Source organism: Acinetobacter sp. AR_0276 (genome assembly GCF_003000705.1).
GTDB lineage: Bacteria > Pseudomonadota > Gammaproteobacteria > Pseudomonadales > Moraxellaceae > Acinetobacter > Acinetobacter nosocomialis.
The window spans coordinates 1533614-1552540 of the sequence record NZ_PSQO01000004.1; the positions used below are offsets into that span (position 1 = coordinate 1533614).

General features: G+C 38.9%; 21 protein-coding genes, 1 tRNA gene and 1 pseudogene. 10 read left to right on the plus strand and 13 right to left on the minus strand.

The features are described from left to right. Positions 1–96 precede the first annotated feature (96 nt). The gene (locus tag CSB87_RS08160; protein ID WP_031953447.1) at positions 97–999 is read left to right on the plus strand and encodes a DMT family transporter; all 903 of its coding nucleotides are present in this window, start codon (positions 97–99) and stop codon (positions 997–999) included. Positions 1000–1031: 32 nt separating this feature from the next. On the opposite strand, the gene CSB87_RS08165 is transcribed toward CSB87_RS08160, so the two are convergent. Genes CSB87_RS08165 through CSB87_RS08175 form a run of 3 tightly spaced genes read right to left on the minus strand, consistent with a single transcriptional unit; the run spans position 1032 to position 3055 of the window. Next, the gene (locus tag CSB87_RS08165; protein ID WP_001088855.1) at positions 1032–1427 is read right to left on the minus strand and encodes a DUF4870 family protein; all 396 of its coding nucleotides are present in this window, start codon (positions 1425–1427) and stop codon (positions 1032–1034) included. A 36-nt stretch (positions 1428–1463) separates the two neighbouring features. Beyond that, positions 1464–2093 carry a DUF1294 domain-containing protein gene (locus CSB87_RS08170; protein ID WP_002052224.1) on the minus strand — a complete coding sequence of 210 codons (630 nt, stop codon included), beginning with the start codon at positions 2091–2093 and terminating at the stop codon, positions 1464–1466. An 11-nt stretch (positions 2094–2104) separates the two neighbouring features. After that, positions 2105–3055, minus strand: coding sequence for a homoserine kinase (locus CSB87_RS08175; RefSeq protein ID WP_031953449.1), 951 nt, complete (start codon positions 3053–3055; stop codon positions 2105–2107). Positions 3056–3167: 112 nt separating this feature from the next. Between CSB87_RS08175 and hisF the strand changes: the two genes are divergently transcribed. Next, on the plus strand, positions 3168–3926 hold the full coding sequence (hisF, locus tag CSB87_RS08180; RefSeq protein ID WP_106105060.1) for an imidazole glycerol phosphate synthase subunit HisF: 759 nt from the start codon (positions 3168–3170) through the stop codon (positions 3924–3926). 41 nt (positions 3927–3967) lie between these two features. Here the strand turns inward: hisF and CSB87_RS08185 are convergent, their stop codons facing one another. Beyond that, positions 3968–4606, minus strand: coding sequence for a hypothetical protein (locus CSB87_RS08185; RefSeq protein ID WP_031953450.1), 639 nt, complete (start codon positions 4604–4606; stop codon positions 3968–3970). 109 nt (positions 4607–4715) lie between these two features. Between CSB87_RS08185 and CSB87_RS08190 the strand changes: the two genes are divergently transcribed. Both CSB87_RS08190 and aqpZ read left to right on the plus strand, forming a co-directional pair. After that, positions 4716–5720, plus strand: a complete 1005-nt coding sequence (locus CSB87_RS08190) for an AraC family transcriptional regulator (RefSeq protein WP_031953451.1) — start codon at positions 4716–4718, stop codon at positions 5718–5720. Between the two features lie 132 nt (positions 5721–5852). Next, the gene (gene aqpZ / locus CSB87_RS08195; protein ID WP_002052229.1) at positions 5853–6542 is read left to right on the plus strand and encodes an aquaporin Z; all 690 of its coding nucleotides are present in this window, start codon (positions 5853–5855) and stop codon (positions 6540–6542) included. 223 nt (positions 6543–6765) lie between these two features. On the opposite strand, the gene CSB87_RS08200 is transcribed toward aqpZ, so the two are convergent. From CSB87_RS08200 to CSB87_RS08210, 3 genes are all read right to left on the minus strand, one after another. Then, positions 6766–7008 carry a hypothetical protein gene (locus CSB87_RS08200; RefSeq protein ID WP_000476056.1) on the minus strand — a complete coding sequence of 81 codons (243 nt, stop codon included), beginning with the start codon at positions 7006–7008 and terminating at the stop codon, positions 6766–6768. A 45-nt stretch (positions 7009–7053) separates the two neighbouring features. After that, positions 7054–7653, minus strand: coding sequence for a LysE family translocator (locus CSB87_RS08205; protein WP_031953452.1), 600 nt, complete (start codon positions 7651–7653; stop codon positions 7054–7056). 98 nt (positions 7654–7751) lie between these two features. Next, positions 7752–8831: a DNA/RNA non-specific endonuclease gene (locus tag CSB87_RS08210; RefSeq protein WP_031953453.1), complete on the minus strand. Its 1080-nt coding sequence runs from the start codon at positions 8829–8831 to the stop codon at positions 7752–7754. A gap of 255 nt (positions 8832–9086) precedes the next feature. Here CSB87_RS08210 and CSB87_RS08215 point away from each other — a divergent pair, with 255 nt between their 5' ends. Next, positions 9087–9506, plus strand: a complete 420-nt coding sequence (locus CSB87_RS08215; protein WP_006582510.1) for a hypothetical protein — start codon at positions 9087–9089, stop codon at positions 9504–9506. A 55-nt stretch (positions 9507–9561) separates the two neighbouring features. Here CSB87_RS08215 and CSB87_RS08220 read toward each other — a convergent pair whose 3' ends face one another. Then, positions 9562–11439: a potassium transporter Kup gene (locus CSB87_RS08220; protein WP_006581027.1), complete on the minus strand. Its 1878-nt coding sequence runs from the start codon at positions 11437–11439 to the stop codon at positions 9562–9564. A 118-nt stretch (positions 11440–11557) separates the two neighbouring features. Here CSB87_RS08220 and CSB87_RS08225 point away from each other — a divergent pair. Then, positions 11558–11647 (plus strand) — tRNA-Ser (locus CSB87_RS08225). Positions 11648–11712: 65 nt separating this feature from the next. Here CSB87_RS08225 and CSB87_RS08230 read toward each other — a convergent pair. The 4 genes and pseudogenes from CSB87_RS08230 to CSB87_RS08245 all read right to left on the minus strand — a co-directional run bounded on the left by CSB87_RS08230 (position 11713) and on the right by CSB87_RS08245 (position 15103). Continuing rightward, positions 11713–12285: a hypothetical protein gene (locus tag CSB87_RS08230; RefSeq protein ID WP_031953484.1), complete on the minus strand. Its 573-nt coding sequence runs from the start codon at positions 12283–12285 to the stop codon at positions 11713–11715. A gap of 52 nt (positions 12286–12337) precedes the next feature. Beyond that, positions 12338–13009: pseudogene (locus tag CSB87_RS08235) on the minus strand (hypothetical protein); the annotation flags it as partial. 63 nt (positions 13010–13072) lie between these two features. Next, positions 13073–14205 (minus strand): IS3 family transposase gene (locus CSB87_RS08240; RefSeq protein ID WP_223235881.1). Its coding sequence is split into 2 segments (ribosomal slippage): positions 13073–13953 and positions 13953–14205, totalling 1134 coding nucleotides; the frame shifts between segments, so codons are not numbered across the junction. Between the two features lie 343 nt (positions 14206–14548). Further along, the gene (locus CSB87_RS08245; protein WP_031953487.1) at positions 14549–15103 is read right to left on the minus strand and encodes an NAD(P)H-dependent oxidoreductase; all 555 of its coding nucleotides are present in this window, start codon (positions 15101–15103) and stop codon (positions 14549–14551) included. Positions 15104–15219: 116 nt separating this feature from the next. Here CSB87_RS08245 and CSB87_RS08250 point away from each other — a divergent pair, with 116 nt between their 5' ends. The 3 genes from CSB87_RS08250 (at position 15220) to CSB87_RS08260 (ending at position 16243) form a co-directional block, all read left to right on the plus strand. Beyond that, positions 15220–15555 (plus strand): winged helix-turn-helix transcriptional regulator, encoded by a 336-nt coding sequence (locus tag CSB87_RS08250; RefSeq protein WP_031953488.1) that lies wholly within the window; start codon positions 15220–15222, stop codon positions 15553–15555. A 26-nt stretch (positions 15556–15581) separates the two neighbouring features. Beyond that, positions 15582–15800 (plus strand): DUF6500 family protein, encoded by a 219-nt coding sequence (locus tag CSB87_RS08255; protein ID WP_031953489.1) that lies wholly within the window; start codon positions 15582–15584, stop codon positions 15798–15800. Positions 15801–15877: 77 nt separating this feature from the next. Continuing rightward, complete coding sequence (locus CSB87_RS08260; protein WP_004711565.1) at positions 15878–16243, plus strand: hypothetical protein; 366 nt, start codon at positions 15878–15880, stop codon at positions 16241–16243. An 89-nt stretch (positions 16244–16332) separates the two neighbouring features. Here the strand turns inward: CSB87_RS08260 and CSB87_RS08265 are convergent, their stop codons facing one another. Next, positions 16333–16884: a TetR/AcrR family transcriptional regulator gene (locus tag CSB87_RS08265; RefSeq protein ID WP_031953491.1), complete on the minus strand. Its 552-nt coding sequence runs from the start codon at positions 16882–16884 to the stop codon at positions 16333–16335. 1133 nt (positions 16885–18017) lie between these two features. On the opposite strand from CSB87_RS08265, the gene CSB87_RS08275 reads away from it, so the two are divergent. After that, positions 18018–18920, plus strand: a complete 903-nt coding sequence (locus CSB87_RS08275) for a helix-turn-helix domain-containing protein (protein ID WP_017393037.1) — start codon at positions 18018–18020, stop codon at positions 18918–18920. Positions 18921–18927: the final 7 nt, after the last annotated feature.

Consider the following 18927-nt stretch of genomic DNA (forward strand, 5'->3'; position numbering starts at 1 on the left):
AATAGGTAGTAAAGAAAATTTGAGCAATATATTGCACAAAACAGAAGAATAGCGCAATATGTGCAGTATATTGCACAATTCATTCTAATTTTGAGTATGTCACCAATTTCTTTGAGTTCAAGCAAAGCCCCACAGTTAGCACTCGTTTTGATTACTATGATTTGGGGCGGAACATTTCTTACAGTGCAATATGCACTGAATTTTACATCGCCTATGTTTTTTGTAGGCTGCCGCTTTGCTGTAGCAGCACTAACGTTATTGCTTATTTCATTCAAAAGCATGAAAGGCGTTACGTTAAAAGACTTAGGTGCTGGTAGTATGATTGGTCTAGTGATTGTAGGCGGCTATGGAACTCAAACAATTGGCCTGCAAACCATTCCGAGTAGTGAATCGGCTTTTTTAACGGCGCTTTATGTTCCGCTTGTTCCTATTTTAATGTGGCTCATCTTTAGAAAGACACCACATGCCATGACTTGGGTGGGAGCAGCTCTAGCTTTTACTGGTCTTGTTTTATTGACAGGGAATGGTTTTGAGCAAATTTCATTAAGTTTTGGGCAGCTTTTAACAGTACTTGGCTCAGTTGCGATTGCTTTAGAAATTATTTTTATTAGTTATTTTGCTGGAAAGGTAAATTTGCGCCGTGTGACCATTATTCAGCTCGCTGTCGCGTCTCTACTTTCTTTTGCCATTATGCCTATGGTGGGTGAACATACAATTCCAGCATTTTCATGGCCGCTTGTACTCCTTGCTGTTACATTAGGTTTAGCAAGTGCACTGATTCAATTTGTGATGAACTGGGCTCAGCGTATGGTTGACCCTTCACGTGCCGCGATTATTTATGCAGGAGAACCTGTTTGGGCTGGGGTTATTGGCCGAATCGCAGGTGAGCGTTTACCACTGATTGCCCTTTTTGGCGGTGCTTTAGTGGTGTTAGGTGTTTTAGTCAGTGAGTTAAAACTTAAGTTACCCATTAAAAAAACTAAAAGAATTCGAGAATAAAAAAGAGAGCTTAACGCTCTCTTTTTTATTTATTAAGGTTGGTACATCGGGCGGTTATCATTTAACGCAATCAAGCCGCGAATGGCACGATATACAATCCAGATCCATGCCGCGGCAATGACACCTACACAGAATACGGTTGAAGAGATCGCAACGCCTGCAAATAGATCGGTATTTTCGCCTGTAAAGAACAAGAAAATAAACGGCAAAAAGGCAATAATATTCCAAGCCAAATACCACCAGAATGTTCTGATTTGCCATGTAAAGTGGCTCGCAAAAATTGAACCTTGTACATCGGAACGTTTTACGTAGTTAATAATTAAAGCAATAATCGCAAGTAAGCCGCCCGTAAAAATGGCAACAATATAAAGTACATACAAAATAAGTGTTAAAGTACGATTTGGATCTTGGTCGATAGAACTATTCATTTTTATACCTCTCAAGTGTAATAAAACAATTTACTTTTATGATCCCCGCAAAACGTTTAAAGGAGAAATTAGCCACAAAATCAAAAGTAAATGAAAGAATATGGTACAAAAATAAATCTTACGAAATGGTTGTTTTTGTGTTTTATGTCTCAGTTTTTGTTGTGCCCACCACGCAGCTGGCCAGCCTCCTAAAAAACTTACAATGTGCAAAGTCTGTTCAGGAACACGGCGATTGCCTAGTTGTGCAGCCTCTTTATCTTGTGAATATAGCCAATAACTTAAGACATTCATCATTAAGATAAACAATAAAGTATAAGCTGGCAGAACATGGATAAAGCTCATAATGCCCATTAAAACAAAATAAAATACGATCCCCATTTGCATAGCAGACCATGGTTTTGCTTGAAATGAAGATTCTGTTTTTGTTGACTTAGAAGCTTTACGAGTTTGAGATGCTTTTAAATAGGTGACTTGCTGGGCACGAAAACGGCCTCGTTCATCCAAAATGACCAGATATTCCAGTGCACAGCCAATAATTGGCCGAGGACCGGGGCGTGCAAAATCTTTGATATGCAAAAAGACTCGCTCTTTTTCAGCATCATCTGGCTGAATAAAGCCATAACCTTTTTCGTCGAACCATTCGACTAATCGCCCCTGATCTCGCATCTTTATTCCTTTTATGCTTTTACATGACTTAAACGGTCTTGCATCATTGCTCGCATTTCTTGCGGATCTTTTTGCAAAATGTCGTCGCCAGTACGTCCTTCTTCTTTATTTTTTTGAGCAACTTGCAAGCGCATTGACCAGAAACGGCATGCTGCCATTGCTAAGAATACATCTAAACACTCAATTTCATCTGAAGTAAGCACACGAATCTTTTGGTATGCCGCTAAGTAAGCTGCCACTTTGTCTGAGTTTAAATGCGCTGCTGGATATTCGGTACAAAAATCATTGATGGTAATCGCAATATCAAACAGCAATTCATCTTGATTTAACTCGTAAAAGTCTAAAATACCTTGTAATTGATCACCTTCAAACAATGTATTGTCGCGGAACAAATCTGAATGGATAAAACCTGTAGGTCGATTTGAGTACTGTGCTGTTTTCGCATTGAAAGCTTGATAAACCTGCTCAAGTAAAGCTTGGTCATCTTGAGACATATTTGGCTTAAGCTGCTCTGCAACGCCTGTCCAGTATTGATGATCGCGTCGATATTCACGCTCAAGCGGAAAATCTTGTAAAGCTACATGTAGCTTCGCCTGTGCATCTGCAATTGCCGCAACTTGGGCTACTGTAGTTTGCATGGGATGGTGACCCATTAAACGTGGTGCAATTTGTGCAGGTTTACCCGCAATAAAGTGAACCGCTTGGCCGCTATGCTTTAATGGCACGGCAACGGGTACATCATGAGTACCTAATTGCTCAAGTACAGGAATAAGTTCGCCTGCACCTTGTGCATCTAACTCTTCAAATACGGTGAGTACATATTGTTTGCGGTTTACATCAACCAGAAAATAATTGGTGTTTTGAATACCTCCCTGAATTGGGTTCAGCTCCAACACCTCTAATCCATAAGGTGCAGCAAAGGTGCGAACTTCATCTAAACTCAACGGGGTATAAACCGACATGGAAAACCTGCAAAAAACATCTGTGAAGTTTGATAGAATACCCGTTCCCTCCATGAAGGTGTAGCGCCTGTGTAGGAACTTTCACCAACGGCGATTATTTTTGGAAAAAGCTATGCTTGCTAAACGTATTATTCCTTGCCTAGACGTTGATAACGGACGCGTAGTTAAAGGCGTTCAATTCCTCGATATTCGTGATGCAGGCGACCCTGTTGAAGTGGCACGTCGCTATAACGAACAAGGTGCAGACGAAATTACTTTCTTAGACATTACCGCTACACATCATGGCCGCGATACCACTTACCGTACTGTTGAACGTATGGCCGAGACTGTATTTGTGCCCTTAACTGTCGGTGGTGGAGTACGTAAGGTTGAAGATATTCGTGCGTTATTAAATGCAGGTGCAGACAAAGTGAGTATTAACTCGGCTGCCGTATTTAATCCGGAATTTGTTCAAGAAGCTTCTCAGCATTTTGGCGCGCAATGTATTGTGGTTGCGATCGATGCCAAAAAAACTGGCGACAACAAATGGGAAATCTTTACTCACGGTGGCCGTAAACCAGCGGGTATTGATGCGATTGAATGGGCTGTAAAAATGGCTGACTACGGTGCGGGTGAGTTACTCATTACCAGTATGGACGCCGACGGCACTAAAGCAGGTTACGATATTGCTTTAATGCGTGCCATTAATGACCGCGTGACTATTCCAACGATTGCCTCAGGCGGTGTGGGTAACTTACAACACCTTGCAGACGGTATTTTACAAGGTGGTGCCGATGCAGTATTGGCAGCAAGTATTTTCCACTTTGGCCAATATACGATTCCAGAAGCTAAACAATATTTAGCTGAACAAGGCATCGAAATGCGCTTGTAAGCTTATTTATATTTAAAGGGGCAATATGCCCCTTTATTTTTTTATGCAGCGCCATCGACCATATTGATATCACTAACGAGTTGAGGCTTTTCTTTTTTCTCGACCCATTTTGCAGGGAAAATTTTTTCTACAGCTTGAGAGAGTGGTCTAGCAAGCATAGTAGGTAACCTTATCCCCAAAGGGTTTTGTTCTTTTAGGTCTGCCGAAGATACCACGCGTGTACCCATCACATAATCAAACCAAGGTTTGGTCACGCACCAGTTGGCGTCTTGGTTCGAGTTCATGTGGTGGTCGTAATGCCACGGAATTTTACGCTTTGCCCACTCGGGTTCTAAATGTGCACGGCGATGAATATAGTAATAATTTCCTGCACTATACCAAGCTGCAAGCGCCATTCCTTTTGAAAATGGGTAAAACATTGCACTTGAAACGGTTGCCACCACAGCAAGTGAAATTAACTCATTTTTAGTACGCCAGTTACTAACACCTTCAACATAGCAATCATCATGAAATTGTTGTTTACGGACTTCACGATGGTGTGCCCAATGGGACTCCATGCTTCTTGGTACTGGGCTATACCGCGGTTGTCCAGCACGGTGTACACCATGCAAAATATATTTATGCGCCACCCATTCAAATGCATTCGCAACTGCAATTCCTGCAATAAACCCTTTTAGCATCGCCTTACTCCTTTTTCTTTTTATTTAGAATATAAAATTCGCTATGCTAGGTATTGACCAGAATTTATGGTTTCATTGACAAATCACGACAAGAAAGAGGTGGTCAAGGATGCCACAACTAAAAAATTATACAGGCTCGGTATATGGAGGACTGGGACATCTATTAAAAGCTTATTGCGAAGCTAATGGCTTAGCTATTCCGGAACAATTAGAACAAATACAAAATCTGGAACGCTTTGACTATGTGGTTTGGCGTGATCTATTAGAAGTCATTTATAAACTCAACCCGAAGCCGGGTTTAGGGCTAGAAATTGCTAAATACGTGCAACCCAAACACTTAGGAATTATTGCCTACCTTGCTCTCTCTTGCGATAACTTAGGTGAAGCTTTAATTCGCTATCATGACTTTCACCGCCTAATTTATGACGGAAGTCCTTTAGTAGTCGAGTTACTAGGTCAATATGGCTCTATTCGCTGGGAAGCGACTGAGCTACACCCGACTCAACTTACCGATGAAATCGCGATTGCACTGGTGATTCAATTCTTACGTCTTTTTATGTCTCATGAAGATGTACATTTACATGAAGTACGTTTCTTAAATGCTGCCCCTAAAAATATCAGGGTTTACGAGCAGTACTTTCAATGCCCTGTTCGTTTTAGTCAGCCCCGTACAGAGTTACTTATTCCAATTACTGAAATTCATAAACCGCTTAGCAGCGCTGACCACACTCTACAGCAGCTATTGGTTCAGCAAGCACAAGCACTTTTAGAACAGTTACCCAATTCAACTCAACTTGATCAACGTTTACAGCATTCAATTTTGACTGGCTTACAAAAAAATCAGTACCAAATTGAATATATTGCCAAGCAATTAGGCTTGTCTGTTCGGCAACTTCAACGGCATTTACAACAGCAGAACACCACCTTTCAGGAACGTGTTCAGCAAGTACGCTTTATGCTCGCAACCGAGTATTTAAAAGATCCGCATTTAAGCCTACAAGAGATTGCACTTTTGCTGTGTTATTCAGAACAAAGCGCATTTCAAAGAGCATTTAAGCATTGGACCAATCAAACACCGCAACAATGGAGAGATCAATTTTTAGACAAAGAATAACCTACCAAAACTTACAAATCTTTTCTTGATTAAAACAACACTGAAAACAAAAATTTCATATAGTCACATGCTTAATTTTTTGTGACATATTTCACATTAATTAAAAAATAGATCAATAGATGAGTAATCACAATGAATAAATATTTTGCTGAATTCCTAGGTACGTTTTGGCTAGTCTTTGGTGGTTGTGGTAGCGCAGTGTTAGCCGCAGCTTTCCCTGAACTTGGTATTGGCTTTGCAGGTGTAGCCCTTGCCTTTGGTTTAACCGTACTCACTGGTGCTTATGCTCTAGGGCATATCTCTGGTGGACATTTTAACCCCGCGGTCAGTGTCGGTCTTTGGGTCGGTGGCCGTTTCGATGTTAAAGATTTAATTCCATATATTGTTGCGCAAGTGGTTGGTGCGACTGCTGCTGCATTTGTTCTTTATATTATCGCTCAAGGTCAAGCTGGCTTTACTGGTGTGGGCGGGTTTGCAACCAATGGTTTTGGTGATTTATCGCCAAATAAATTTGGTTTAGGTTCTGCTTTTATTATTGAAGTGGTACTTACTGCGTTCTTCTTGATTGTTATTTTAGGATCAACACATGGTCGTGCGCCTGCTGGTTTTGCACCTATTGCGATTGGTCTTGCATTAACGCTTATTCACTTAATCAGTATTCCGGTTACAAACACTTCTGTGAACCCTGCACGTAGTACAGGTGTTGCATTCTTTGCTCAAACTGGTGCTTTAAGTCAGCTGTGGTTGTTCTGGGTAGCGCCGATTTTAGGTGCTGTGATTGGTGCAATTATTTATAAGGTAGTTGCTGGAGACAAGGATTAATTCTTCATATCTATAGCCTTAATATGCTATCGCGGTGGGGTGACATGGATGTCACCTGTTGAGCAGGGGTACACGGAAGTACCCTCTGATCAACAAAGACTTTTGCTTACTTTTGGTTTTTCAAAAGTAAGAAATGTCTATACAAACTCAATAAGACCTAACGTGGTACTAAAGACTGTATGGCAACATGACTATGCTAAACATCACACATAAAATGTATAAATTATAAAAACGGATTATTCACTTCTTGTTCAGCTGGACGTTCAATTTTCTCAGGCAATTCTTCTTTCTCCAAAGCTGCAACCACATCATTTAAAAAGCTCTGTAGTGCCTTTGCCTGCTCTAACCCAACTTTGTCTTTAGTAATTTGCAAATTGCCATAAATGCTCACGCAATCGACATCATTTTCTAATGTTAAATCTTCAATTGAAGAAGACTCTGTACCCTTTTCAAATGGCTTAAACATAAGTGTTGTCTCGTTGTTATATGTTGATAGTGTAATACGACCAATCTATAAAAAATCAATCAAAATTAAAAGTGCCGATAAAATTAAAAAAGCACCCATCAAGATATTAAAATATTTCAAACGGTTGCCGTGATTGAGTAGCACTGAAAATTTATCACCACAGAATCCCCAAAAGAACAAGCATGCATAGCAGGTGAAGAAATAAATAATAATAAAGATCGGCAACGACTGCGGGTTTTCAATGCTAGTAAACATGGTAATGCCCGACACACAAGCCAACCACGCTTTTGGGTTAAACCATTGTAGTAAGAACCCATCTTTAAAATTGGGAATAAGCATGTGCTCTACAGGTACATTTGAAATCGAAATATTGGCAGCAGAAAGAATAATTTTAATCCCGATATAACAAACAAATAGCGTTCCACAAATGGCAAGAATTTTTAAGACAACAGGAAATTGGGTTAATACACTTTGCAGCCCAAACGCCATAAATATTAAAAGCAAGGTAAAACCAATCGTGGCACCTGAAATATAGGGAAGTGATCTTTTTAAACCATGATTTAAGCTGGTTGATAAAATAACAGTATTGACGGGACCCGGGGTAATCGACATCGCAAAAGAAAAAAGAAACATCGAGGCAAACATTGTTATTGTCCTTATTTGAATAAATAGATGAGTAGACAGATCTGTATATTCATCTTATTGTATTGAATAAGAACTGTACAACAATGCCTGCAAACGATTTATTTGATGATTTGCAAGAAATAGTTCACCAAAGCTTCTACTAGCTGTTTCACAATGGCTTTTCTGGTTTCTTCATCAATACTTGGAACTTTAGATTCCATAGGCTCAGAAGACGTGCTTTTCTGCTTTTTAAACTGGTCTTGTAATGCGTGGATCTGATCTGCACTTAAGTCTTGTTCACACTGGCTTTCTCCATCCCAGTGTAAATAGTCTAACTTCTGGTTTGGCTTAACTTGACTCGATATTAACGGCAGACGATAAACATTACGTTTTTGTTGTTCAGTTAACTGAGGAAACAGGTTAATTCCTAACTTTTCCTCTAAATAACAAACACTCACAACCTTAACCTGTTGCGAGTTGTTATTTGGTGCATAGTAAGCGCCAATTGCACCTGTTTTAGGATAATACACAGCCTTATACACTGCGCTTGGAACAATAACACCACGTCCAATCGTTTTGAGTCGTTGACCTTCAAAGATTGGTCCTGTCACAACATATGCATCTTGCTTTTGCTTAGTAACCACTGCACGAGTGGCATCTTCAAGCTTACGCCAAACTTCCTGATTATTTTTGGGTGCCTGTGGAACCATGTTACTCAGCGAAAAACTATCGAACTGCGAGTCCTTAGTCGGCATATCGCCATTTGGTGACATATGTCCACGGTCATAGCCTGAGCCACGATAATCGCTTAAAAGTGAACGGTGGCGCTCAGGAACACGTGTTTCTTCGTGGAAATTATCTTCACGTTTAATTTTAGTGCTTAAACGTTCAGGACTAAGATATTCAGCTGACCATAACGGCGTTTTAGACATCCCCGAGTACAAAACATTGAAGCCATTAAAGCACAGCGGATAACTGTCTTTTTTTAAACTTTCTTTATTTAAAGCAGGAGGAATTTCGCGATAAAACTGATTGAGACAAGTCGAGTTGGTACTTAAGGGCGAAAACCACTGTGAAATCTTTTCACTTCCAAAAGCAATTGCAAAACTTCCAGCAGCAACACAAGCAAGAATAATCTTGCCAAAATGCTGACTTAGAGAGAATGAATTTGTACCTGTACTACGTTTTTTACTTGCCATGTTTCTATCAATACCACTGTCCATATGCAGCTTAACAATCCTGCTTTTTTAAGTATATCGCTTAACTTTCAAATGGTTAAAACATGGTCATCTTTTTTGTAACTCTATTTCTTGTTCGGTAACAGTTTGTTGGCCTTGTGAGGAACTTTCACTATTGAATTGGGTTAATTGCGTATCTTTCATTGAAAACGACCAATCGCTTATGACATGGTTAGCTCCACAAATTTGGATAAAAATATAAACGGAGTCCATTTAATGATCCATTCAAAGATTATTGGTATTGGCGTAATTGCTGGACTGTGCAGTATGGCAGCCTTAGCTGAACCTGCGGTCCAACCCGGTGAGACTTTAGAAAGTTTATCTAAAGTAAAAGTGACTACAACCGTCAATGGCCAACCTGGCTCTATTAGTGATTTAGTTAAAAGTGGTCAAGTACAACCTGTTTCTGCTGCCCCAACAGGTGCTGCTCCTACAGGTGCTCCTATTCCAGCCGATGTACCGCCGGCTCCTCCTGCAGATGTACCACCAGCACCTCCTGCGGGCGGTGAAATGGCTGCTCCAGCACCACAAGACCCAAATACACCGCCACCACCGGCTAACCCTAACCAGTCAGCAGACCCAATGGCAAAAGATGGTGCATTGCCAGCAGATGCACCTATGCCACAAGCTCAATAATCAGAGCCATAAAAAAACCAAGACTTACGTCTTGGTTTTTTATTACATCAAATTTCTATATTTCGATTTGACTACCTAACTCCACCACACGGTTGGTTGGAATTTGATAGAAGTCACTCACCGGACTGGTATTACGTTGCATCGAAATAAACAGTTTTTCTCTCCACGGCGACATACCATCACCCACCGAGTGAACAATACGATCGCGCGAAATAAAGAAGCTGATATGCATTAAGTCATATTCAAGACCTAACTGCTCATAAGCTTGCATAAGTGCTTTCGGTACATTCATTTCATCTTTAAAGCCGTAGAAAATTTTAATACGGTAGAAATGTTCAGCTAAAGCTTCTGTTGTAATACGCTCTTCTGGTGCAACAAAAGGTACATCTTCAATCACCACAGTGACCAAGATATTACGCTGATGCAGTACTTTGTTGTGCTTAATGTTATGTAGCATGGCATGCGGTACAACGTTTGGCGTACCTGTCATAAACACGGCATCACCCGGTACCCAGTGCACGCTATTACCAATACTTTTTACAAACAAATCGAGCGACAAAGTATCGTGTTCAAGCTTAGCAAAAGTAAGCTCACGGCCACGTTTCCATGTCATCAAGATAGTGACTGCAATACCACCAATGAGTAATGGCACCCAACCGCCTGACAACACTTTAAGTGAAGTTGCTGCGACTAAAACCGACTCTAAAATAAAGAATGGAATAATCAGTAACACCACTTTTGGCCAGCTCCATTTCCACGCTGAGTAGATAAAGATGGAAACCAAAATCGTGTCACACAACATGGTTAAGGTCACTGCTAAACCATAAGCACTTGCCAAGTTTGAGCTGGTTTTGAAAATCAGAATTAAGATAATAATTGCGATTAAAAGTAACCAGTTTAAGAACGGCACATAGATCTGACCTTCTTCAGACTCAGAAGTATGTTTAATACTTAAACGCGGTAAATAACCCAATTGAATCGCTTGGCGAGCAAGAGAGAACACCCCAGAAATTACAGCTTGAGAGGCAATCACTGTTGCCATGGTCGCCATAATAATCATTGGGTAAAGTGCCCACTGTGGCACCAGTAAATAGAACGGGTTTTCAATTGCCGCAGGGTCACGAAGTAACAATGCGCCTTGTCCTGCATAGTTTAAAACCAAGCATGGCAACACCACAAAGAACCACGCAAGACGAATCGGAACAGGTCCAAAATGCCCCATGTCGGCATAGAGTGCTTCACCACCTGTCACTGTTAATACCACAGCACCCATCACAAAAAACGTCATGACTGGATGATGGTAGATAAACTGAATTGCCCAATGTGGACTAAACATGCCGAGTACAATCGGTGTTTGAATGACGCTATGAAGGCCTAATGCACCTAAAGAGATAAACCACACAAGCGTAATTGGACCAAAAAACTTACCTACAAAGGCCGTACCATGTTTTTGAACTAAAAACAGCGTCACAATAATGGCAATCGCAATAGGCATAATGAACGGGTCAAAAACGTTGGTTGCAATAGACAACCCTTCGACCGCAGACAATACCGAAATGGCTGGGGTAATAATACCGTCACCAAAGAACAGTGATGCCCCAATAAAACCAATCGCAATCATGTAGATTTTTTTGTTGTCGGCAATTTTTGCTTTACGCAAATTCAATGCGAGTAAGGCCATAATACCGCCTTCCCCATTGTTATCTGCACGCATGACAATGGCGACATACTTGATGCTGATAATCAGCATTAAGCACCAAAAAATAATGGATAAAATTCCTAATACGTTTTCAGGCTGAATTCCCAAACCATGGGCAGCATGGAAGGACTCTTTCAAGGCATAGAGCGGACTTGTTCCGATGTCTCCAAAGACCACCCCAAGAGCTGCCAAAGCCGTGGCAGGCAAGGTCGCTTTTTTGGCCGTATTTTGCATTGTGTAATTAAACCAATATGATTTTTAGCGCAATCTTATCACCTCTATTATTTTTTTTCTGTAATGCTCGTCTTAAATCTTGGCAGAACCTAATTTTTTAGTTACTATCGCACGCCTTGGTGAGGTGTCCGAGTGGCTGAAGGAGCACGCCTGGAAAGTGTGTATACGTTTGCGCGTATCGAGGGTTCGAATCCCTCTCTCACCGCCAGAATTCAAAAAGACCTAAATCGTTTTGATTTAGGTCTTTTTTTATTTTTAATAAAAATTAAAAGTTTAGTTATTAGCTAAATGTTTAGAAACATCCTTAGCGACTTGTACAGCAATATCATCCCATGCTTTATCTAACAAACCTGTTTGAGATGAGCCGCCCATTTTTGGATCTTTTAGCTTAGAGTTAAATGTATTTGTCCATTTCTGCCCCTTATATTCAAAGGTAGCAACTAGAGTTACATCAGCTACGTCTATGGCTGGTGCCCTATTTAAAATACCAGCAGTGTATTCAAAGCCAGATCTGGCTTTTTCGACCGTAATTGTTAATGGACTTCCATTTGATGATAGTTTTGCTATCTGAGCAATCGCTTCTTCTATACGACTCGATAGAGCTACGCCTGTAGGAATACGTGTTCTAGTACCGCCTCCTACAAAACCATCCGAACCTTGAATATCAATACGTTGAGGGAAAGTATCAGGATTCCATTTGATATACACCGTATCTTGCACTTTCGGAAGAGCAGATAATTCTGAAATAGACGTATAGTTTAGACGATTGTTATAAGGTAAATTAACTGCACACCCTGTTAATGTAGTTACTAATACTAATGCACTTAAACTGAGTAGTTTTTTCATACTTTAATCTCATCAAGTTTTAAAAAATAAATATTGGTTATCTCGAATTAACTTAATCCAAATCGAATACTTCTAATGACTCTACATAAGGCAAAATAAGATAATCATGATCAGATAAATGCTGTTCTAACTGGTGATGCGTTGTTTGATTGAATTGATAAAAGCTACTCAACTCATTAAGTAATTGAGGCGTTTTATTTGCATCAAATTTTGGTGTTTTCATAAAGAATAATAAGCTTGCCCCTAAACCCACATACTCTAAGCCATAGTTTTGATTTAAATGCTCAATCAAGCTAAAAGATTCAAAAGGGTTCAAATCACAACTAAAATATCCATTGAGGCATGCTGCAAATTTTTGAGTTTCAGTTTGACTATTGACTAACTTTACTTGAATAACGGCATCTAAAATTTTGTCGGGTTCAGCATTAATCTGTAGCAGAGTTACTTGATCTTCATCGCTATACTTAAGTTTTTTAGGCAAGTTATTAAAGTTTATATAATTTTCTGGCTTTAATAATTGTTCTATATGATATTGAAGCTCTAAAGGTCGAGTATTTTCCCAACTTACTTCACTGTCATCTTCAACGAGTTCTGAAGTATCAAAGTAAAGCCCATCTCCCATTGAAGCATGCATGGACGTGTATTGGCACTGTCCTATATCTTCTAAAAGTAATAATACTTTTTTAGGTAAATGCTTCTGCTTAAGTTCTGAATATAAGTTAGTAAAGAGGTGGTCCCACATGTTTGAACAACTAAAAGCTTATTTATAAGTGATACTCTGCTCTAGTTAAGCTACCTTATTTTGTTGTGGTAGCTGGTCATAGTAAAACTCATCTGGAGTCATTTTGTCCAGACTCGAATGAGGTCGTTTCAAATTATAAAATTCAAAATATGCGTTTAATTGCTTCTTCGCATCCAAAACATTGCTGTAGGCTTTGAGATACACCTCTTCATATTTAACGCTCCGCCATAATCGTTCAACCATCACATTATCAACCCATCGACCTTTACCATCCATACTGATTTGAATGCCATTTGATTTCAATACATCAATAAATGCATCACTGGTAAACTGACTGCCTTGGTCTGTATTAAATATTTCAGGTCGACCATATTTTTCAATAGCTTCATTTAATGTTTCTATGCAAAATGTAACCTCCATACTAATCGATACTCTATGCGCAAGTACCTTGCGGCTATGCCAATCAATCACAGCACATAAATAAACAAAGCCTTTTGCCATAGGGATATACGTTATATCCGTAGACCACACTTGATTACTGCGCTGAATAGCCAATCCTTTGAGCAGATATGGATATTTGCGGTGAGCTTGATTAGCCTGGCTTAAATTTGGTTTGCAATATAACGCATTAATGCCCATTTTCTTCATTAAAGTACGTGTATGACGTCGTCCTATATGATGTCCTTGACGATTCAACAAATCACGCATCATACGGCTACCTGCAAAAGGGTATTGCATATGTAACTCATCCATACAGCGCATCAGCTTCAGATCTGATGCACTCACAGGTTTTGGGCGATAGTAATAACAACCACGGGAGACTTTCAGCAGCTGAGCTTGCTTAGATACTGAAATCTGAAGTGAGTCATCGATTAACTTTTGTGGTTGAAGCGGCCCAGTTTCTTCAACACACCTTCTAAAAAATCAATTTCTAATGCCTGCTCACCGATTTTTGCATGTAGTTTTTTTAGATCGATGGGTGGTTCTGTTGGAGCTTTTGATTGATCGAAAGCTTGCGAGGAAGCTGAAATCAGTTGATTTTTCCAGTCGATAATTTGGTTTTGATGAACATCAAATTCAGCACTCAATTCAGCAAGTGTTTTTTCTGCTTTAATCGCAGCAAGTGCTACCTTAGCTTTAAAATCATTTGAATGATTTCTTCTTGGTCTACGTGCCATAAAATACTCCATATATTGATGTTTATAACATCATTTGGGGAGCAAAATATCACTTATAAGTGTTGTTCAAATTTCCTGATCCACCTCTTAACATCCTTCCATGAGCTTATTTCACTGATTGTTGCGTAGCATATTAATTCATGAGCATCGTCAGTTATAAGGGAATTTTCTTTTTCTTTAATATCAAGAATAGTCATAAATTTTTAAATTTAATCTATATTTAGCGGACATTTATATCATAAATAAACTGTATATTTAACTTAAAACCTTAATATAACTTTTTAAAAATCTTCTATATAAGAAGCCCAAACTCTCACGCTTAGGCCTTCTCCTTTAAAAATTACTAAGACAACGCTAATAACTTCTGAACGTACTCAATCGCATTATTTGCTACGTCTTGATGAGTCGGAACATCGTCATCTTCTGAAGGATTAGTGTCTAAACCATAAAATGCATGAAGTGGTTGATAGTCCGCCCCAACATATAAAGCAGTGAGCTGAAAAGAACTAAAAACTTGGTCCAACGTAAGTTTATATTCACCCTGCTCTGAATAAATATGTTCTTGGCCACCCGCAGATACAGCCAGCATAAACTTCTTATTTTTAACTTTGTCACCTGTTGAACCGTAAGCCCATCCATATGTTAAAACTTCATCAAGCCATTGCTTCAAAAGTGGTGGGCAGTTAAACCAATACACTGGAAATTGAAAAACTAAATTTTCGTGTTCTTCTACAAGTGCTTGTTCTTTGGCAACGTCAATTACGCCATCTGGGTAGGCTTGATAAATTTGGTGGACTGTAAATTGGTCTGGGTATTTTTCTAATTCCTCTACCCATCTTTTATTTACGACTGATTGTTCTATGTGAGGGTGGGTAACAATGACTAATGACTTTTTCATTATAAAAACACTTTTATCGAAAAGTTGATAAATCGATTATAGAAGTGTGCTTTCCTAAATATAAGTACGGTAATTTATGTTATATACTATACTAAAAGATAGTGTAGATTTTTAAAATGACCGAGTGTGTTCCATCAAACACGCCATTAGAAGAAACGGGATTTGGATATACCCTTTCTTTGATTAATGGCAAATATAAAATGATTATTATGTATTGGCTGTATGAAAAAAAAATCATGCGTTTTAATGAGATGCAACGCTGCATCGGCAATATTTCGTTTAGAACGCTGAGCAATACACTTAAAGAGTTAGAGAGAGACGAGCTGATTATTCGTAAGGAATATCCTCAAATTCCGCCAAAAGTTGAGTATCGTCTTTCTGAAAGAGGACAGTCTTTAATTCCTTTGTTAGATATGATGTGCCAATGGGGCGAGCAGAATAAGCCATCTTAGTTTTATAACTTGAAGCGATACGCAATATGAGAAATGAATTAAGAGAAATATTTATTAAGGGATGCGATGATAAAATTGAAAAGAAGGGAGACAATGTCGGTCTATCTTTTTATGCGTTTTTTAAAAATAAAAATGACAACCCTGAGCTACTAATGGAAGCAGCGCATTGGTGGATTATGGAGCATAAGCTAGATCACTTCGAGAAGGCAGTTAAGATTAAACAGTTGGTTTTAAGTGGGCAGTAAAAGTTAGAGTGAAAGACTATTCTGAAAGAGGATAGTCTTTAATTTTTATACTAGAGATAAAGTGAGAAAGGTTAAAAATGTTTATAAATGCTTTATCTAATTTTCTTGGAAAATTAGCCTCAAAAGAAGAATTGGATGAATGGTATTTATCTACTTTCATTGATGAGAATATTTATTCGCTATTACCAGCAGAAGCTTTTGAATTTTCTTCACATGTTATAAAGCTTATTAAAAATGACGCTCAGCCAGAATATACCTATGAATTACTAACAATTTTATTAGCACTCCAACATCAGTCTGGCACAACTCAGGTGCCTGAAATTCTAAAAAATAGTCCTAATTTTTTTGATGAAATTATTAAAAAGAATCCTGAAAAATATATTCTAAATTTAGCTCATGAATTGGCTCAAAATTATCGAATCATGAACTTTCAGAGTAATTAAATAATAATCTAATTCATATATAAAATAGGATTAAAAAATTTCTACTCATTTTTGTATAAAAGCCCAACTCCCGTCAGGCCTTCCCCCCCTCAAACCCGACTTAAAAAATAATCAATCAGATATTCCCTTTCATCAGTTTGATTTGAGCCTAAAAGCTGCACCATTGCGCCATCGATCACAAATAAAAACATATGCGCATCTTCAACTGTAGCGGCAGGTTTTACAGTTAAAAGTAGTTTATGAATTTCCTGAATAAGCCAGTTTCGATAATCAACCACCACTTTATAAGCCGACGGATAATGCTTTTCTATTTCAAAAATTGCTTTAAAGGGCAAACGATAAAACCCTTCTGAATCAGCATGTAAAAAGAAAATTTTCTTGAGTTTATCGAATACCATCAGTTCGCTATACGAATAAATCGTGGAAAATACCTCTTCTTTTAAAGCGTCTGTTTGAAAAGTTAAACTCATCTGAATGAGTCGTTCTTTGGAGCGAAAGTAGTTGTAAAAGGTGCCTTTGTTGATTTGGGAGTCGGCAATAATTCGGTCTACCCCGACTTTGTGAAACCCATATTGGTTAAATAAATCTTTTGCCGTGTGGAGCACTCGCAATGCTCTAAATGAAGCTTCTAAATTTTTCATGTATATCGCTTAAAATAATTTTTTGTTGTAAATAAAAGAGATAGAAATGCCGTCACTCTTAAATTGAGCGCTAAAAAACAGGCATGCAGAAGCCACACAAAAATGGTGTGCTTGCCTATCTCGCGTTTTATTGTTGCTATGATTTTTTAGTCGTAATGACTTATGGCTTAAAACCTAGAGTCGATTAAACCGTTTTAAAGACCAGTGGGATGTAGATGTAAAGATTTTGGCGAAGGTTGCCAATGAGAGAGATGAAATAGTACGCATGAGCGAACTCCTATATGCATAAAATTTCTGCCAATCTCTGCTAAAAGATGGTGGCAGAACGAAAAGGGGTTAGCAGACTGGGCATATAGAACCAGCACACCCGAAGGTGTCCCCCTTCCGCCCTGCCATAACGTCAGGGGAACGGTGGTTTTAACACACAGATCTTTCCCTCAGAAGGAATAAATCTGATGTGCTATATGCATCGGTCTGCTAAAACCGACTGGCAATGTGGCCAGCAGGCAAAGGATAATCCGCGTGTTTTTAAGTGTCAATGTAAGGTTGAATAGAAATTGGTTAAATAATTATTGTTGTTTATTCAATTAGATATTTAAGCTAAAAAGACCTTCAATTTAAATTTAACGATGTCATGATAATAATAAAAAATGATGACAGAGCGAAAAGGGATTAGCAGACTGGAACAAAGAAACCAGCACACCTGAAGGTGTTCCCTTATCGTTCTATCGTAGAGTGGTGAAAGAACGATAAAAGGTTAGCAGACTGGACACACAGAACCAGCACACCCGAAGGTGTCCTCTTATCGCTCTATCATAGAATGGTGGCAGATCGATAAGGGGTTAGCAGACTGGGTACAGCACCAGCACACTCGAAAGTGTCCCCTTTTCGTTCTACCGCAAAATCATTTGCAAACAAAGAATAGTTATCAAGTTTTTAAGTGTCAATGCTCATATATTATTAATTTATAAAATATTTTTATTTCTATTGGTTCATTCTTTCATTATTAATTTATCATTCATTTTCAAACCCATTTAAATGAACAGATTGATCACGCTATAAATAAAAGCTACAGTAAATAAAGTTTGAATTTTATAACTTTAAATAAATTAATAACGCACGCAGGCAAAAACATGGAAACCATACATGATTTTTATCGCCGCTTTTCTTTAACCAAAGATAGCGGCTACTCGGTTCCATCAACTTCGTTTGGACATTTTAATGTGTTCCAGCGCGATGCCTGCTCGTTTCTCACGCCTTATAGCCGCCGCGATTATTATAAAATTTCACTGGTTTTAGGCACAGGCGAACTACACTACGCCAACCGCTGGATACGAGTCGACCGCCCTGCTTTACTGTTTTCAAACCCAATGGTGCCCTATGCATGGGAAATTAATTCACCTGAACAGGCAGGCTGGTTTTGTCTATTTACCGAAGAGTTTGTAAACCAAGAATCGCGACAAAGCTTTTTAAAAGACTCACCACTGTTTAAAGTCGACGGCGACCCGTTGTATTTTTTAAATGACCAGCAGGTTGAAGAAATTTCATTTATTTTCAAAAAGATGATGAATGAAATAAATTCGGACTATATTCATAAATACAACGTTTTAAGAAATTATTTGCACCTGATTGTGCATGAAGCCATGAAAATGCAACCGACCCAACAGTTTGAAAAACATAGCAATGCTGCGGTTCGTATTTGCCATTTGTTCTTTGAGCTATTAGAACGCCAGTTCCCCATCGACTCGCCCCATTTTCAGCTTAAACTCAAAACTGCAAATGACTTTGCCTATGGCTTGTCTGTGCATGTGAACCATTTAAACCGCGCTGTAAAAGAAGCTACAGGTAAAACCACCTCTGAGCATATTAGTTCGCGCATTACGCAAGAAGCCAAAGCGCTGCTACAACATACCAGTTGGAATATTTCCGAAATTGCCTATAGCTTAGGTTTTGAATATTCAGCGTATTTCACCAACTTTTTTAAGAAAAATACCGGCTTTTCGCCTAAAAAGTTCCGCGAAGACTGTGTAGCCTAAAAACAGA

Bases quoted from the DNA above. Each gene is read 5' to 3' on its own strand.
- CSB87_RS08160 (WP_031953447.1), top strand. From the start codon at position 97: ATGTCACCAATTTCTTTGAGTTCAAGCAAAGCCCCACAGTTAGCACTC.
- CSB87_RS08165 (WP_001088855.1), bottom strand. From the start codon at position 1,427: ATGAATAGTTCTATCGACCAAGATCCAAATCGTACTTTAACACTTATT.
- CSB87_RS08170 (WP_002052224.1), bottom strand. From the start codon at position 2,093: ATGCGAGATCAGGGGCGATTAGTCGAATGGTTCGACGAAAAAGGTTAT.
- CSB87_RS08175 (WP_031953449.1), bottom strand. From the start codon at position 3,055: ATGTCGGTTTATACCCCGTTGAGTTTAGATGAAGTTCGCACCTTTGCT.
- hisF (WP_106105060.1), top strand. From the start codon at position 3,168: ATGCTTGCTAAACGTATTATTCCTTGCCTAGACGTTGATAACGGACGC.
- CSB87_RS08185 (WP_031953450.1), bottom strand. From the start codon at position 4,606: ATGCTAAAAGGGTTTATTGCAGGAATTGCAGTTGCGAATGCATTTGAA.
- CSB87_RS08190 (WP_031953451.1), top strand. From the start codon at position 4,716: ATGCCACAACTAAAAAATTATACAGGCTCGGTATATGGAGGACTGGGA.
- aqpZ (WP_002052229.1), top strand. From the start codon at position 5,853: ATGAATAAATATTTTGCTGAATTCCTAGGTACGTTTTGGCTAGTCTTT.
- CSB87_RS08200 (WP_000476056.1), bottom strand. From the start codon at position 7,008: ATGTTTAAGCCATTTGAAAAGGGTACAGAGTCTTCTTCAATTGAAGAT.
- CSB87_RS08205 (WP_031953452.1), bottom strand. From the start codon at position 7,653: ATGTTTGCCTCGATGTTTCTTTTTTCTTTTGCGATGTCGATTACCCCG.
- CSB87_RS08210 (WP_031953453.1), bottom strand. From the start codon at position 8,831: ATGGCAAGTAAAAAACGTAGTACAGGTACAAATTCATTCTCTCTAAGT.
- CSB87_RS08215 (WP_006582510.1), top strand. From the start codon at position 9,087: ATGATCCATTCAAAGATTATTGGTATTGGCGTAATTGCTGGACTGTGC.
- CSB87_RS08220 (WP_006581027.1), bottom strand. From the start codon at position 11,439: ATGCAAAATACGGCCAAAAAAGCGACCTTGCCTGCCACGGCTTTGGCA.
- CSB87_RS08230 (WP_031953484.1), bottom strand. From the start codon at position 12,285: ATGAAAAAACTACTCAGTTTAAGTGCATTAGTATTAGTAACTACATTA.
- CSB87_RS08245 (WP_031953487.1), bottom strand. From the start codon at position 15,103: ATGAAAAAGTCATTAGTCATTGTTACCCACCCTCACATAGAACAATCA.
- CSB87_RS08250 (WP_031953488.1), top strand. From the start codon at position 15,220: ATGACCGAGTGTGTTCCATCAAACACGCCATTAGAAGAAACGGGATTT.
- CSB87_RS08255 (WP_031953489.1), top strand. From the start codon at position 15,582: ATGAGAAATGAATTAAGAGAAATATTTATTAAGGGATGCGATGATAAA.
- CSB87_RS08260 (WP_004711565.1), top strand. From the start codon at position 15,878: ATGTTTATAAATGCTTTATCTAATTTTCTTGGAAAATTAGCCTCAAAA.
- CSB87_RS08265 (WP_031953491.1), bottom strand. From the start codon at position 16,884: ATGAAAAATTTAGAAGCTTCATTTAGAGCATTGCGAGTGCTCCACACG.
- CSB87_RS08275 (WP_017393037.1), top strand. From the start codon at position 18,018: ATGGAAACCATACATGATTTTTATCGCCGCTTTTCTTTAACCAAAGAT.